The organism is Dethiosulfatarculus sandiegensis, from assembly GCF_000931935.2.
In the GTDB taxonomy this organism is placed as follows: Bacteria; Desulfobacterota; Desulfarculia; order Desulfarculales; family Desulfarculaceae; genus Dethiosulfatarculus; species Dethiosulfatarculus sandiegensis.
Window position 1 is genome coordinate 51,404 of the sequence record NZ_AZAC01000015.1, and the last position, 15,821, is coordinate 67,224.

The following is a 15,821-nucleotide window of genomic DNA, read 5'->3' on the forward strand; positions in this document are numbered from 1 at the left end:
TTTATTTTGTAACCATTTGAAATATAAAGAAAAATTTTAAATAGATTATTGGAGAGGGCAAAAAATGCCATTTTAAAAGAGAAATCAAGGCATGGTTTGGATGCGGGTTGGTTGGCGCTTTCAGGTTTGCTTGGGGTATATCTACTAGGCATTCAAGCCAGGGCCGAGGGGCCACAGGGAGCGAAAAAAATGAATCAACCAGTATTAAATTGTTTTCTGCATCTACCCGGAACCGGAGGCTCCACCTTCACCCACAACCTTACCCAGGCCTTGGGCAAGGAAAGGGTTTATCATGTTTCAGGCGATAACTCCCTGGAGGTATTTCTCGCCCTGCCTGAGGGAGAAAAGGGGCGAATTATTTTTATCTGCGGACACATCCCCTATGGCATCCATCGTCTGGTGAAAAGGCCGGTTAATTATTTCACAGTACTGCGCGACCCGGTTAAGCGGCTTCTTTCGGATTATGCCTATATCCGAAACACCCCGGAGCATCACTTGTATCCCGCAGTGAACAGTATGGATCTCAGGCAATACCTCTTAAGCGGGGTGAACCCGGTGGGAGTGGCCAATCCCCAGGTGGTGGGCTTGCAGGAGATGGATCTCGGCGGCCAGGGCGGGTGGTTCAGAGTGCGGCCCGCCATACCGGACGAGCAGATGCTTGACACAGCCAGGAAACGGGTTTTTGAAAATATGCATATGGTGGGTTTGACCGAGTATCTGCCCCAGTTCATGGGCATGGTGGGAAGTTATCTGGGGGTGAAACTTGATTTAAAGGCCCACTTGAACACTTCCCGGCCCATGCCTGACGGAGCTGATTTGCCCAAGGCGAATATTGAGCTGATCAAGGAGATGAATCGTCTGGACCTAACCCTTTATGATGAGCTGATAAAGGCCTGATTCCGACTGAGATCAGGTACGGGTTGGGATGGAGCCTGCTTACTGGTCGGCCAAGGGGAGAAAAGATTCAAGTCCGGGCCGTCAAAAAACTAGTTAGTTACCGGTAATCCAATAGCTCCAACGCCGTCACGGTTTGCAGCCGAACTGTGGGCCGTATTGGGGGAATTGTTGGTCCACAGTTTGGAGGAGATGCTTTGGTAAAGTCCCCGCCTTCCATAAACGCAAAATGCCCGCAGGGGTGAGTGCTCAAAGTGTTTTGCCAAGGGGTGGGCTTATTATTGCCGAACAAACGCTCGGAGCCCCTCCGGGCGGTGATTACTCAAGGGCTTTGGGATCAAACCAGCACCTCGCGCAAAAGCATGAAGGCCTCGGCCTTGGCCAGGCCTGCCTGAGATCCCCTCCAGGCGGCCAGATGCTCAACCCCTTTGAGGGAACGGGGATGAGGCCATTTACGCAGCTCCCCTTCATAGGCGGAGAGAGCCTTGAGTTTAAGCTCAAGGGTCCGGCTTATATCCACAAAGGTTGAGGGTAAAAAGGCCTGGGAATGGGAAGGCGCCTGGTATTCCGTGCTGGAGGGGACCTCAAAGGCCTGGATGCGGCAGGGCGAGGATCCGGGCAGGGGGCGAAAGGCGGTTAAGACCGCTTGGTTCACCAGCCTGTGGTCTATGTTCAGATCGCCTGAGTGGTGAGTCAAGACCAGGTCCGGCTTGATCTCGCTTTTGACCTCTTCAACCCGCTTGACAATATCCAAAAGGGCCACAGTGTCAAAGCTGTTGTCCGGAAAACGGCCCAATATGGGTTTTTTCATGCCCAGAATGCGGGCTGCCTGGTTAGCGCTGGCAGCCAGGTTCTTAAAATCATCTTTTGTGTGGTTGCCCGTCCTGGCGCTCAAGCCTTGGCCCAATATCAGGCTCTGCACCCTGGCCCCGGCCTGGGCCAGCCTGGCGCACAGGGCCCCCGGCCCCAGGATTTCATCATTCGGATGGGCGACGGCTACCAGGACTTTTTGGGAATTTAGCATTATTTTAGGTCCTTTAAGGTGATCAACTGGTTTTTGAACAGGTGTTTTGCCGCTTTTTTGCCGAGCACCAGGTAACGATCCAGAGGGTTAAGGCCCGTGCCCGGCCTTTTATAGGCCAGCATGTCTTCTGCGATTACTTCATCTGTTAGAATATCCCCTTGGGCAACAATACTTCTTCTGTACTCCTTGTGGCCGGTTATTTCCAAGGGGCTGTAGTTTATTCCACAAGGTCTGGAACTTGACGGCCCCGGCCCAGCCCGCCGCTTCTATGGTTCTAAGCGCCAGGTCCGAATTCCCGTTGTGCTCCCCCCTATCTCGGCCACCATAAAGCAGGGCCGCCAAAGACCCAGGTGATGCCTTTCAAGGGTGAAAACCGCTAGCGCATCTTGCCGTTTCATTTCCGCTTCTCTGCCTCTGAATGCCAGAGCCCACCTTGCCTCAGGCGAGTTCGGCTTATGTTTTGGCCAAGTAAAATCGCAGTGCTCTTGGGGCCGTGATTAACCAGAAGATCCAGAACCGAGCACCCCTCCTGAAAACCGGCGAATGTTTGACGGTAGGTGGGGTGTCGGTAGTTCTGAAAATAGATTTTTACCTTTTTTTTGCTGAAGATCTCCGGTCTGACATAGTTGATGCCCTGGGCTCCGAAAACCACCCCTTTGCCCCCCAGTTTGAGGGCGTGGTCAAGGACGAACCGGTCTTTGGAGCCGTCAAACTTGAATTGGCTCATGCGCACAATTGTTCGTTTCAGCCCAAGCCAGGAGGAAAAAAGCGTGAACTGGGCAAAGCAGATTTCCACCAGGTTTTCCCAGGTCTTGCCCAGATACATCTCTTCAAGGTCCTTGGCGTACCAGTCAAAATAGGGGGCTCGCCGATAATTGCGCCTGATGCTTTGCCAATGTTTTTCCTGCCATTTCCCTTGCTTTCCGGCTTCAGGCGTCAACAATCGTATCTGGTTCAGGGCTTTGCCCCCGGTATTTCTCCGGTCAAGGGGGGCTGTGAGCCACAAAAGACCTTGGGGAGTGCGGATCCGGTTCCTGTTGTTCCAGTCGTTTTCCAAGTACTGCACCGTGTCCATATAGACAAAGGTGTCGCACAGGTAAAGTTTGTGCCATAACCCCAGCCAGGGTAGGTAGACAGGTTGGTGACCGCTTATGATCATGAACCGCCTTCCCATTGGAAGAGCTTGAGGGCGGTTTTACCACAGATATGAGCCATCTCTTCTTGCGGTAAATTTAGTTTAAGTAAATGCTTTAATGGCGTTTCCTGGTCATGGAACTGATTAAAGGGAAAATCGCTTCCAAATATGAGGTTCTTGGGGGTCACCTGGGCGGCGAAGCCTCTCATCTCCATGGTGGCCGAGGCACTGGTCACAAAGGTTATGGCTGATATTTCTTTTGTCAATCCGGGTAAAAGGCCGTATAGACAGCTCAGGCCGCCTAAGTGGGTGGCCAGGAGTTTCAGTCTGGGATAGGCGCGGGCCAGGTTGAACAGGCGGAAGGGGGTGTCCCCGTCCAGGGACTGGTGAGGGTGGTCCACATGCACCATGGCCACCAGCCCGCGGGCACTCACCGTATGCCACAAGGGAGACAGGCTGGGTTCATCCATCTGGACTCCCTGCCAGGAGCAGATCAGCTTAATACCGGGAAAAATCCTTTTATCCAGGGACTCTATCTGGCTTACCGCCTGTTTTATATTGCCAAGATGGGGGATGTAAAGGGCCTTGAATCGTTCGGGGTAATTTGCCGCACACTGGGCTGTAAAATAGTTGTTTTCCTGGTTAAGGCTCGGATCTTGCCAGGGGAGCCCTATGATAACCGCCTTGTCTATGCCGCAGGACTCCATGGATGCCATAAGTGCGCCAATAGAAAGCCGGTCTTTGATGTTCAGAAAATCAGGGTGCTCAAAAATACTCTTGGTTACCGGATCACCTTCTGGCGGTGTAAAACCCCGTTCCAGCGCATCCGGGTGCAGTAGATGTACTTCCGAGTCGATAATCATTTCAAGACGCCTTTTTTTGGGCCCAGACAAACAGGCAGTGAGAGTTGGCAAGCTCTGTTATTCTGCCTTCCCTGGGTAGAAAACCTTTTATCATTAATATGTTGAAATTGTTTTCTAAAGCTGCTTTCTCCAGTTCCCTTTGAGTGAACCAGGTCATGGATCTTTCCGGCAGAAACCCGGGTCTTTTGAAACGCCGCCAAGCCAGGTGTTTGGTATCCAGAAAAATCATACCGTCTTTGTCGAGCAGCATTTCCGCCTTTTCAAAGAACTCGACAGGGGAGAAGGTGGTTTTCTGCAAAACTCCAATACAGGTTATCAAATCAAAAGGACCGCCTTCATAGTCCATGAAGTCCCTGACCACATGAGTGATATCATAGGGTTCGATGTCTTTTCGCCGAGAGGCCAGTGCAGCCATTTCAGGCGAAATATCCAGGGCCACCGCCTTTATGCCGGGATGCCGGGCCAGGGCCAGCGCCTGAAAGGCCGCAGTGCCTGAGCCCACATCCAGCCAGGCGTTTATACGTTCAAAAGGCAACAGTTCCAGGCAAAGGCGGAAACGATTCAACATGCCTTCTTTGGTGGCCCATTTGACTTTTTGGTGCTCCTTCTCCGCCTTGGAAGATCCTTCGTAGAATGTGATTATATCTTTAAGGTTATATTTCACTTTACCCTGCCTTTAAGCCATTTTTCCAGAGCAAGGGGCAGACCTCCGGTTAAACCTGCGGTCGGGCAAGCTTATCACGGCAAGGGCAAAAAAGGGCCTGGTTTCAGGGCACATTCAAGGCTTGGAATCATCCGGACCCCGGGGAGTTCGTTTTGGGCAAGATGGAGTTTGCCCTGTTCAGGTTTTACTATTGCGAGTTGGCAAACAATGAGTTTGCAGATGAGTCCGGATCCTTATGCCGCCATGGGACCACATCCCAAGACAATAATCCGCATTATTGCAAAAAACCTTTAGCGCAAATGATTTACAATTTCCTTAAATTTATACTACCTTACTATTGGGTGATCCGACCAACAGACCGGGCAAAGCCTTGCTTGCCTACCCTGAATCCCTGTGATAATGAGAAAATGGCGGGGAGAAACCTGGCGCTCGTATTTAGATATGTGGTTTTTCCCTGCGACATCCCCTTATACGAGGGTAAATAATGGAAGAATACGCACCCCGGCCACCAGGGGAGCTGTTTTCTCCGCCGGGAATTAATTCATGAGGTTTAAATAGTTTCAAGCCCATACGCCCTTGGACTTCAGCAGGAACCGAGACAAGCAATTCATCACACAGGGGCGCTTTGGCCTTATAAAATCGGACCATCAGATAGTTCCTCATGATTGCTGAAATTTATCAAGAGCGGCCGGGTATATCGCCAGGTCGGGGATTTTTGATCATGGCCAGACCTTTTGACCACATTAAACCAAGGCTGACTCGTTCAGGGCCGGACCCGGCCCGGGCCCGGGCCGAGGTGCTTATGATCCACGGAGCCTGGGCGGGAGCCTTTTGTTTTGCTGATCTGGCCCCGGCCATAGCCCGCGAGGGTTTTGGAGTGAATTGTCTGGAGCTTCCCGGCCATGGCGAAGACCGCTGGGATCTGCCGGCCTCGACCAGCCTCAGGGATTATGCGGATATCGCCCGCCGGGCTGCGGCCAGCCTGGGCAGGCCGGTTTTGGTGGGGCATTCCATGGGCGGCTGGCTGGCCCAAAAGGTGCTGGAGGTGGTGGATCTGCCCGCTGTATTTTTGGCTCCGGCGCCGGGCAAGGGAGTGGGGCTTTCCGTTTCCGCCCGCCTGTTGGCCAGGCACTTGAAACCGGCTTTACGGGTTTTTCAGGGGAGGCAGCCGCGAGTTCAGGATCTTCCCCTGATTCGCAAGATTTTTTTTGGTGAACATTCGAAGATGGATCTGGAAGAGCTTTTGCCGAATATGGCTCCCGAACCGCCGCTGGTCGTCCTGGAGCTGATGTTGGGCCTGGTAAGGGCGACCCCCCCCAAGGGAAAGGCTCCCAGGCTTTTGGTGGCCGGCGCAAAAGATCCATTTTTGCCTTTGGCAGGGGCTCAAAACCTGGCAAGGAACCTGGGGGCGCGGCTGGCCGTGTTGCCCGATTACCCCCATGCCCTTTTCATGGAAGACGATTCCGGCCTGGTTCAGAGGCTGCTTTTGGAATTTTTGGGAAATTGCCCCTGATCAGAGCCTGAAACGCACTAAAGAGGCCAGGGTGAGGCAGGCTGTCTCCGCCCTCAGTATTACATGAGGCAGTCCGGCCTGGATAAAACCGGCTTCTTCGGCCCAAATCGCCTCCTGGGAAGAGAATCCTCCCTCAGGCCCCACCAGGGCCCATATCTCCTGCTTATCCTTAAGCTCCGTCAAAACTTGGGCCAGGGTTTTATGCTCCTGGTTTTCATAGAGCATCACCTTGCCTGCCTGAGGCGGGGCCGCTTCAAGGATTTCGGTATATTCGGCCGGAGGCATGAAGGCGGGGGGGTGGGCTGCGCCGCATTGTTTCAGGGCCTGACCGGCAATCCGCTCCCAGCGTTCTATACGTTCGGTGGGGTTTTTGAGTTTTTTCACCGAGCGCAGAGATTCAAAGGGCCTAACCTCGTCTACTGCCAGTTCAGTGAACTTTTGGGCCAAAAGATCCATGTTGCCGCCTTTTATAAGGCCGCAACATAGAACCAGTTTGGGCAGGGGGCGGGGTTTTTGCCAGGTCTTCCGCACCAGGCAGGAGACCTGCTTTTTATCGACCCGGTTTATCTGGGCCAGGGCCATAAGGCCCCGGCCGTTCATCAGCTCAACCAGATCGTCTTTTTTAAGGCGTAAAACCTTTCTGGCGTGGGCCGCTTCCTCGGAAGGCAGGTCGACCACCTGATCCGTTTTAAGGGACCCTGATATGAGAAAGCGCCTTTTGCTCACGCCATCACCAAAGAAGACCAGGCCGCCATGGTGTTCAACTCCATAAAGGTGAGGCCTGCCTGTTCCAGAATTTTCCTCACCTGACCCGCCTGTTCGGGCAGTATGCCCGAAACCACCAACTCTCCGCCCGGAGCCAGATGGTCGGCCAGGTCTTGGGCCAGGCCGGTGACGTCCTTGGCTGTGAGATTGGCCATAACCAAGGGGAATTTTCCGCTGAGCGAGGCAAGGGGAGTCTCACTGAACTCCACCTTGTCCGCCATGTTATTGATCTCCGCGTTTTTACGGGCCGCTTTTATCGCCTCCGGGTCCAGGTCAACCCCCACCGCGCTTTGGGCTCCGAAGGCTAGTGCGGTAAAGGAAAGAATCCCCGTGCCGCAGCCCACGTCAAGCACCCGCTCAGGCAAAAGATCACGCTTGGCCAGGCGGCTGATTCGTTTCATGCAAAGCAGGGTGGATTCATGATGACCGGTGCCAAAGGCCTGTCCCGGATCAATGATGACTACATTTTTGCCCGGTTCCGGCTCGGGGACCTCCCAGGAGGGCGCTATTATCAGTCCCGGTATGGCTTCTCTTGGGTGAAAATGTTTCTTCCAGTTGCGGCTCCAGTCCTCAGCCGGAATAAAGTTGAAATTGATGCTGGCCGTTTCGCCCTCTTCCATCTGGCCAAGGCTTTGGGTAAACCTCTCCAGGCGGGCTCTTTTTTCGTCCAGCTTATGATCAGCATCAAGATAACCCAACACCTGGATTTGGTTTTCCGGGATCTGGCCATCTTTTAATAATACGCCCCTGCCGGTCAAGTTAGCCAAAAAGTCGGCCGCCGCTTCGGCCTGGGGGGGGGCGGCGGTGATCGCAACCTCCAGCCATTGGGTCTGTTCAGCCGCCATGATGATTCAACTCCTATAAAGATAAATGTTTGCCCGCTGATTGGGGCCGGTTTAGAATACTTTGGTTGTTATAAATATAAGATTAGCAGTTCCAAAGAACAACCCGGAGGCTGATTTACCAATATTGTTAGATGATATGAGGTATTTTTACGATAACATCACGATTTTATAATTTATTTTTGGTTCTTATTACGTAATCCCTTTGCTCTTTGACGGAGATGTAAAAGTCTTTTTTGGGGGCGCGGCTTTTTGTTTGTTGTGGTTATGGCCGGAAAAATAATTGTAATCCAATCTTAACTGGTTCATGAATAAAGAGTGATCGAGCCTGTTACAGGTGAGGGTAAAAAAAGGTAAAGAGCATTAAACCCCCGCTGGATTTTTCCCGGGTGAAGTGCTTTTGTGAAAATAATTCATATTCAGATTATCGTATAAGGAGCAGGTATTTTGCGGGCAGTGGTTCAGAGAGTGAGTGAGTCCAGGGTAAAGGTGGGAGACAGGGTGACAGGCCGGACCGGCCCCGGGCTTTTGATATTGCTCGGTGTTTCCGGGGAGGATACGGAAAAGGAATCCGCCTGGATGGCCGACAAGATAGCAGGGCTCAGGATATTTCCGGATGACCAGGAAAAGCTGAATTTATCTGTGATGGATATCAAGGGTTCGATAATGGTGGTGAGCCAATTCACCCTTTGGGGGGATTGTAGAAAGGGCAAGCGCCCCTCGTTTGTGCGGGCCGCCAAGGGAGAGGTGGCAGAGCCCCTTTATCGGGATTTTGTTCAAAGGCTTGAGCAAAAGGGGATTACCGTGGCCACCGGCGAGTTCGGGGCCATGATGGATGTGGAGTTGGTTAATAAAGGTCCTGTAACCATTTTGGTTGATACGGAAAAACAGTTTTGACTTGAAGGGGAGAGCTTGATGACTGAAAAGCTGGATTTAAACGGTTACATCCCCGAGGGTTGGCAGGGCAGATATCCACCTTGTCAGATCCAGGTCAACAATAATGGGGAGCTGTTGCATAACGGAGCCCCCTTGGTGCATCCCGGCATTATAGAGCTGATTTACCAGTCCGTGCATCTGGACGAGGACGGGGTTTACTACCTTTACATGGACGGTAAAAAATGCCAACTTGAGGTGGCCGACACCTTTTTCGTGATAACCAGGGTGGATATTAAGGATGATAATCTCGTCCTGACAGTAAGCGACGGCTCCAAACAGGAGCTTGATCCCGCTTCCCTTTACATAGGCAAAGACGAGGTGCTTTATTGCCGGGTGCATGAAGGCCGTTTCCCCGCCCGTTTCCAAAGGGCCGCCTATTATCAGATAACCGATTGGGTCAAGGAGACCGAGGCAGGTTTTGCCCTGAGCTTGGGCGGCAGGCTCCACCCCTTGCCCGGTACAGCCTGAACACCGGCAAAAAATTCTTTGTTTACAGGGTAAAAAAAGCCCTGAATTAAAGCCCGAGGCCTCATCAGCCTCGGGCTTAATTTTTGTAAATACCTGTATGTAAATACAAAATTAAAAAATCACTCTAACTGGCATTACACTTGCTAGCATCAAAGGCCAGACCCATTTTGCTCAAGGAGGAGCCAGTGAAAACCGAGGCATTTGCCATTGAAACCTTTGGCGGAATAATACCCCAAGGCTTCAATCAGGATCAGGGCGGATCATCGTCCAATGCCTTTGAGGTGCTGTTTAATCAGATCATGCAAAAACAACAAGCTTACGATTATAAACAGACCGAGACCAGGCAGAACGAGACCCTGGGGCAGGTTTTAAGCGGCGGGCGGGAAACCAAGCTCGAGCTCACCTCTCCAGAGGGAAGCCCCATAGCCCGGCTGGAGGCCGGTCTCAGATCCACCCAAAAGTCATTGAACGAGTTCAGCCTGCCTCCTTCGGCAAAGGATGAGCTTAAGGAAACCTTGGTGAAAAGCGGCTATTCCGATGAAGACGCCGAGGAGATGATTAAAAGGGCCAGTCAGGAAGACGGTTCGGTGAATATGGGGGTTTTGTTTGAAATGATGCCCCAATACGCCGTAACCGAGGGGCCTGTTTTCGAGCTCAATGCCACGGATCGCCCGCTTTTGATCCAGGCCTTGAAAGATTTGGGGATTAGCGAATCGGAGATAAAGGAGTTTGTGAATTCCCTGCCCCAAAAGGGAAACAAACTTATGGTAAGCGGCCTGCCCGAACTGCTTTCCAAGGCAAAGGGCGGCAAGGTGGATCAAAAGGTCCTGAGTGATCTTTTGGGCCGCTTGGGGCTAGACAAACAGGAAGTCCAGACCCTTTTGACCCAATCCGGAGCAGCTCAGGGAGAACTTTCACCCAAATCCTTTATGGCCATGCTCCAGGTGGCGGCGGATCGCCAGGACAAGGGCATGCAGGAAAGTTTGAAAAGCCTGGCCGCCAAATTGAAGGTTAATCCGGCCCAGGTTGATACGGCAGGCGACGCCGCCCGCATAAAGGCCAAGGTTCTGCAGAATTTACAGATGAACTCTCCGGCCCTGGCTGCGCAGGATAAGGGCGATATCGCCCAAGCCTTTAACAGCGCTTTAAAGGCGCTTGGCGGCTCCACTTCGGCCGAGGCAATGCAGGCCGCGATCCAGACCCAGACCGATGCCCCGGCCCAGGCAGCAATGGCCCAGGCCGCGCCGGTCAGGGAAAGGCCCGAGGCACAGGCGGCCGCAAATGCGGCCAAGGCTGGCGTGGTGGAGGTTTCGGCCGCAGATGACCTGCCCTCCACCTCCAAGGTGGCCCAGGCAGGGGCGGGGGCAACAGTGGGCGATAGGCTGAATCAGGCCGGGCAGGCCCTTAAATCAAACCGAACCTTGCCCTCTTATGTGGTGCGTCAGGTCAGTGACCAGATCACCCAGATGGCCAAGACCAGTAAGTCCAGTCTTCAGCTTGCCTTAAAGCCCGCCCACCTGGGTCAGCTCAACCTGGAGCTGAGCGTAAAGGACGGGCTGGTTAAGGCAACGGTTATGGCCGAGACCGTGGCCGCCAAAAACGCCCTGGATTCAGGCATGGAGCAGTTAAAAAGCGCTTTGAGCCAGCAGGGCATAAAGCTGGAGCGTCTGGAGGTGATGGTCAACCCGGACTCCCAGGACGGGCAGCAGCAAAGACAAGCCCAGTTCGGAGCAGGCGGCCAACGTCAGGGTTCCGGTGGCTTCAACCAGAACGGCGATGGTCAGGGACAGGGCCGGGAAGGGGCGGCGGACGATGACCTGCCGCCCGGAAACATGGCGGCCTCTCAGATGATCGGAGGCAGGGGTATAAGCCTCTTTGCCTGAATTAATTAATAAAACGGCCGGTTGCCCCTGAAAAGGGCTTCAGGTTAAAGGCATGAATATCAAGCGCGTCAGGAGGTCAAGGTGATATACCAGACCACAGCCACTCAATTAAACAGCACCACCACGGGAACTGGGTCCAAGACTACAGGGCCTGATAGTGGACAGGGTAAAGATGTCTTTTTGAAGTTGTTCATGACCCAGATGACCAACCAGAACCCGCTTGATCCCATGGACAATTCCGAGTTCACCGCACAGCTGGCCACCTTCAGCAGCCTGGAGCAGTTGACCAAGATCAACACCAACCTGGAAGGCCTGGCCAGTATAAAGACCAGTGTGAACACCTCCACCGCCTTAAGCCTGGTGGGCAGGGAAGTGGAATTCTCCGGAAACCTCATGCCTGTGGGCGAAAACCACGTGGGTAAACTGAACTACACCCTGCCCGCCAAGTCCAGCAAGACCTCCGTCACCATAACCAACACGGAAGGTGATATTGTGCGGGATTACGAATTGGGTGAACTCGAGGCCGGCTATAGAACCCTGGAATGGGACGGCAACGACAACCAGGGCAACAGGGTTGAGCCGGGCGTGTACAAGATCGCAATCAGCGCCTATAACAGTCGGGATGAGGTGATCAAGATAGAAGACTACACGGTCTCCGGCCTGGTTACCGGCTATGAGCGGGGCGAAGACGGCACAGCTTATCTCCTGCTGGGTGACGACTCAGCCCTGCCTCTGGAAAAGGTCATGAGCGTCAGCCAGGCCAAAACCACCACCGGCGACACCAATCTCGGCACTGACGGGGGCGACGACTCGGAAGAGGAAAGCACTGAAGAGGCTTCTTCCACCAGTTCCGACGATGATACGGACATCTTGGATGTCCTCAAAAAGATAGCGACCGTGGGCGGCATGGCGGCCGCCTTGTTATAGGAATTACGGTTCAGAGCGGCAGGGAAGCCGCTTGGATGAACTCCAGGGATAAGGAGAACAGGCCATGGGAATGTTAACCGCAATGTATGCGGGGGTTAACGGCCTTAATGTTCACGGCAAGGCCTTGAGCAGTGTGGCGGACAACATCGCCAACGTAAACACCCACGGATTCAAGTCCACGCGAGTCAATTTTGGTGATCTCATGGTCCATGCGCTCACGGCCGGGGGCAGCGTTTCCTCCAATGTGGGCACCGGCTCCCGGGTCTTGAACGTGCAGAACATGATGACCCAGGGCTCTTTTGAGGGCACGGACATCCCAACCGACCTGGCCATTAACGGCTCGGGGTTTTTCGAGGTCTCAAACCCGGACGCGGGCAACAACGCGGGGTTTTTTTACACCCGGGCCGGGCAGTTCACCATGAATGCGGAAGGCTACATGGTGAATCCCTTGGGGTACCGCCTCAGGGGATACAATGTGGATGGAGACGGCAACGTGGTGCAGCAACCCACTGACCTGCGGGTAAGGGTGCATCAGACCGACGCCATCAAGACCGAAAACGTGGAGTTGAGCATCAACCTGGATGCAGAGGATGAAGACGAACACAAAGCCTCTGAACCCATTGATCCCACGGACACCGCAACCTGGAACTACCTCACCCCGGTGAGGACCTACGACACCCTGGGTGTGGCCCACGACCTCATGACAATTTACCAGAAAATTGATAGGGACAGCTATCCCGCCGGCGGGCCTTACCCCACAGGCGAGAATAATGACGTCTCTCCTTCCGATATCACCGGTATCTGGAAAGTTGCGGTCTATGAGCAGGAAGACGGGACCTTTGACAACTCAAACATCCAGTCTCCCACCACCTATTTCCTGCATTTCGATACTAACGGACACCTGGTCGGCACCACCACCGGCCTGCCGGACAGCGGTGATTCCTATGAGAGCAAAAACGCCTTTGCCGACGGTCTTAACACCCTGGTGAGCGAAAGGGCGGGCGAGATCTTCAACTACACTGCCGCGGGAGCGGATCAGGAGTTTGTCTCCAGCGTGGAAGTAGTCATAGATCCGGCCACCTGGGACGCCAGCGGTGACACCTTCGGGGTGGGATCCACCACCTACACCTATGACAATTTCGCAACGACATCCGAACTGGTGGGGGCCATCAACGGAAATGCCTCCACCTCGGGCATCTGGGCCGATCTGGCCAGTGGCGGCACCACCATCACCCTTTATGGAAACGGCGACTCGGCGGTCAATGTAACGACCAGCTCTTCCGTTACCGCCACTGTGACCGGCACCTCCTTGAGTGAGGTTGTAGACGCCATAAACAACGGTGATACGGCCAACGGCACAATTTACGTGACCGGGGCCACCGTGCCCGCGGCAACAGATCTCTATGTAAACGGAACCACCGTAAGCGTGGCCCAGGGCACCACCATGGGCGCATTGGCCACCCAGCTCGAAACCGCACTTGAAGGCGGCGGGGGCGACACCTGGAGCGTCAAGGTGATCGGGCAGTCCATATTCTTTGAGGCCAACCAGGTCGGCACCGCCTACAATGTGGACCTTTCAAGCTCCAACACTTCTTCCATCAAGGGGCTTAAGGGCGACAAAGCGGCCGGAGGCATGGATACGGGCACAGACACCCGGGTTACCGCCTCGGTGGATTCGGATAACAAATTCACCTTAAGCCATACCAGCACAGGCCTGGGAGCCACGGTGGAGATCGGCACCAACACCCTTGGCACCTCCCAGAATGGGGCGGATTTCTCCACCTGGGTGCAGAACACCTATGCCAATGACGGTGAATCACAAAACACCACCCACAATGACTCCAAGCAGCCCATAACCTTTTTGTGGAAAGATGAAACCGGGGCGGGTGAGCCCCAGGAAATAACTTTTGACTATAAACCCACCGGCGCCAGCGCCAGCGCCTCAACCCAGTCGGCCGGAGCCAGCGAGGTGCTTTACCTGTTCCAGGACGGTTCCACCAGGGGCACCCTGGATTCATTAACCATCAGTGATGACGGCGTGATCACCGGCAACTTCAGCAACGGCACCCTGCAGATTCTGGGCAGGATTTTTCTGGCCGGTTTTGCCGATGCCGGTTCCCTGGAGAGGAACGGCGAGAACCTTTGGAGCAAGACCCGTGATTCGGGCCAGCCCAACATAAACAATCCCAATCAGGGAGGCATGGGCAAGGTTCAGTCCAGGACTCTGGAACAGTCCAACGTGGACCTGGCAGAGCAGTTTGTGAAGATGATCAACTACCAAAGGGCCTTCCAGGCCAACAGCCGGACCATCAGCACCACAGATCAGATGCTGAACGAGCTGGTGAACCTTAAACGGTAAGTAAGATTCCCCGCCTGACCAAGGCGTGGTTCTGCCCCTTTTGCGCGGGCCTTTTGACGTCAAAAGGCCCGCGTGTCATTTCCCTGACATGGTTTTAACTCTTGACCGTGTCTCCCAAAATGCGTTTTCAGGTGCTTTTGGAAGCATCGTTTTAAAAAGCGTCTCCTTATTTCCGTTTTTTTGCCCTCTCTATGAATCGGCTGGTTAATTATTTAAAATAATATGGCTTTTACAGTTTGCGTAATTCGCAGGGTGCGTTTCCCCGGGGCCCTGGCAGGCGCAGATTTTTCACGGTGAATCCCGCCTTGGTTTTACAGCTGTTTTAAAAACACATGTTAAAGCCTGATATAAAAATAATCCTTTCCAAAGGCCGCCTTAAATAAGCATAATCAGGCCCAAGGCTACAGACAGGCTGCCGGTTAATATTATTTTTGGATAACTTATTGATTCGTAAGGCTAAATGTAATTTATGATTCGGTTGGGCCAAAGGCGTGCGCTTTTGTTTTCACAGATGATGTCAAGGGGTCCGGGAGACCTTTGGGTGGTGCAACCGATTTTAAAAACCATTTGCCGCCGACAGGACTTAACTCCCCAACTGGACGCATGGTAGGCTGGCTGTCAACATAAAAGTCAACGGCTTTATTTTTCCTTGCCGGTAAAATTCATTCAAGGTATTGATATCCTATGTCAAATGGCAGGATTGCCTTGACTGGTTATCTGGCGCGGATGTTGCATGATCCTGTTTCGATAGGGAGGCTCTAGGAGGGGTAATGGATCTGGCTACCATTATAGGCATTGTCAGCGCGTTCGCCTTGGTTGTTATCGCCATGAGCCTTGGCGGCAGTGTTGGGCAGTTTATTGACGTCAAAAGCCTTTTGATTGTGGTCGGCGGAACCATCGGCGTGACCCTGATCAACTATCCTTTAAGGGATCTGCTCAAGTTGATAGGGATTGTAAAACAGGTGTTTTTCTCCCGGGTGGTCCCCGTACCCCAGCTGATAAGCCAGTTTGTGGAATATGCCACCAAGGCCAGGCGCGAGGGGATTTTAGCCTTGGAGGCCATCATGAAAGAGGTTAACGACCCCTTTTTACGAAAAGGTCTGCAATTGACCGTGGATGGTCTAGAGCCTGCGGCCATAAAGGAAATTCTGGAAACGGAGATCGATTATGTGGCCGACCGGCATCGTCTGGGGGCCGAGATTTTCCTGACCATGGGCACCTTTGCTCCTGCTTTGGGCATGATCGGTACATTGATCGGCCTGGTCCAGATGTTGGCAGCCATGGACGATCCCTCCTCCATTGGCCCGGCCATGGCTGTTGCCATCATAACCACCTTTTACGGTGCGGTTATGGCCAACATGGTGTTTCTTCCCATGAGCGGCAAACTGCGCAACCGCTCCCAGGAAGAGGTTATGGTAAAGGAATTGATTTTAAACGGGGTTCTCTCCATCGCCCGGGGCGACAACCCCAGGGTGATTGAGCAGAAACTGCACAGCTTTTTGCCCCCTGCCTTACGGCAGTCGGTCTTTAAATAGAAGCGAAAGGGGG

At 53.5% G+C, this 15,821-nt stretch carries 15 protein-coding genes; 8 read left to right on the forward strand and 7 right to left on the reverse strand.

The features are described 5' to 3' along the window. Window positions 1-189: 189 nt before the first annotated feature. The gene (locus tag X474_RS12110; protein WP_044349202.1) at window positions 190-897 is read left to right on the forward strand and encodes a sulfotransferase family protein; all 708 of its coding nucleotides are present in this window, start codon (window positions 190-192) and stop codon (window positions 895-897) included. Window positions 898-1,231: 334 nt separating this feature from the next. On the opposite strand, the gene X474_RS12115 is transcribed toward X474_RS12110, so the two are convergent. From X474_RS12115 to X474_RS12130, 5 genes are all read right to left on the reverse strand, one after another. Further along, window positions 1,232-1,918, reverse strand: coding sequence for a PIG-L deacetylase family protein (locus X474_RS12115; RefSeq protein WP_044349203.1), 687 nt, complete (start codon window positions 1,916-1,918; stop codon window positions 1,232-1,234). After that, window positions 1,918-2,124, reverse strand: coding sequence for an SAF domain-containing protein (locus X474_RS26150; RefSeq protein WP_156360742.1), 207 nt, complete (start codon window positions 2,122-2,124; stop codon window positions 1,918-1,920). The genes X474_RS12115 and X474_RS26150 overlap by 1 nt, the downstream gene beginning before the upstream one ends. Before the next feature lie 188 nt (window positions 2,125-2,312). Beyond that, window positions 2,313-3,077, reverse strand: a complete 765-nt coding sequence (locus tag X474_RS12120) for a WbqC family protein (RefSeq protein WP_044349204.1) — start codon at window positions 3,075-3,077, stop codon at window positions 2,313-2,315. Then, window positions 3,074-3,916, reverse strand: coding sequence for an amidohydrolase family protein (locus X474_RS12125; RefSeq protein WP_044349206.1), 843 nt, complete (start codon window positions 3,914-3,916; stop codon window positions 3,074-3,076). The genes X474_RS12120 and X474_RS12125 overlap by 4 nt, the downstream gene beginning before the upstream one ends. A 1-nt stretch (window position 3,917) precedes the next feature. Then, complete coding sequence (locus tag X474_RS12130; protein ID WP_044349208.1) at window positions 3,918-4,580, reverse strand: class I SAM-dependent methyltransferase; 663 nt, start codon at window positions 4,578-4,580, stop codon at window positions 3,918-3,920. Window positions 4,581-5,301: 721 nt separating this feature from the next. Here X474_RS12130 and X474_RS12140 point away from each other — a divergent pair. After that, window positions 5,302-6,093, forward strand: coding sequence for an alpha/beta hydrolase (locus X474_RS12140; protein WP_044349210.1), 792 nt, complete (start codon window positions 5,302-5,304; stop codon window positions 6,091-6,093). On the opposite strand, the gene X474_RS12145 is transcribed toward X474_RS12140, so the two are convergent. Both X474_RS12145 and X474_RS12150 read right to left on the reverse strand, forming a co-directional pair. Beyond that, window positions 6,094-6,819, reverse strand: a complete 726-nt coding sequence (locus X474_RS12145; RefSeq protein WP_044349211.1) for an RsmE family RNA methyltransferase — start codon at window positions 6,817-6,819, stop codon at window positions 6,094-6,096. After that, a complete protein-coding gene (locus X474_RS12150) occupies window positions 6,816-7,703 on the reverse strand; it encodes a 50S ribosomal protein L11 methyltransferase (protein WP_052515141.1) in 888 nt (295 codons plus the stop codon). The genes X474_RS12145 and X474_RS12150 overlap by 4 nt, the downstream gene beginning before the upstream one ends. Window positions 7,704-8,156: 453 nt before the next feature. On the opposite strand from X474_RS12150, the gene dtd reads away from it, so the two are divergent. From dtd to X474_RS12180, 6 genes are all read left to right on the forward strand, one after another. Beyond that, a complete protein-coding gene (dtd, locus tag X474_RS12155; RefSeq protein WP_231688325.1) occupies window positions 8,157-8,597 on the forward strand; it encodes a D-aminoacyl-tRNA deacylase in 441 nt (146 codons plus the stop codon). Window positions 8,598-8,615: 18 nt separating this feature from the next. Further along, window positions 8,616-9,104, forward strand: a complete 489-nt coding sequence (locus X474_RS12160; RefSeq protein ID WP_044349213.1) for a DUF1285 domain-containing protein — start codon at window positions 8,616-8,618, stop codon at window positions 9,102-9,104. Window positions 9,105-9,289: 185 nt separating this feature from the next. Further along, on the forward strand, window positions 9,290-10,987 hold the full coding sequence (locus tag X474_RS12165) for a flagellar hook-length control protein FliK (protein ID WP_044349214.1): 1,698 nt from the start codon (window positions 9,290-9,292) through the stop codon (window positions 10,985-10,987). 81 nt (window positions 10,988-11,068) lie between these two features. Continuing rightward, window positions 11,069-11,914, forward strand: coding sequence for a flagellar hook assembly protein FlgD (locus tag X474_RS12170; RefSeq protein ID WP_052515142.1), 846 nt, complete (start codon window positions 11,069-11,071; stop codon window positions 11,912-11,914). Between the two features lie 64 nt (window positions 11,915-11,978). Next, complete coding sequence (locus X474_RS12175) at window positions 11,979-14,273, forward strand: flagellar hook-basal body complex protein (RefSeq protein ID WP_044349216.1); 2,295 nt, start codon at window positions 11,979-11,981, stop codon at window positions 14,271-14,273. A gap of 770 nt (window positions 14,274-15,043) precedes the next feature. Beyond that, window positions 15,044-15,808, forward strand: coding sequence for a motility protein A (locus X474_RS12180; protein WP_044349218.1), 765 nt, complete (start codon window positions 15,044-15,046; stop codon window positions 15,806-15,808). The last annotated feature ends 13 nt before the right edge of the window (window positions 15,809-15,821 follow it).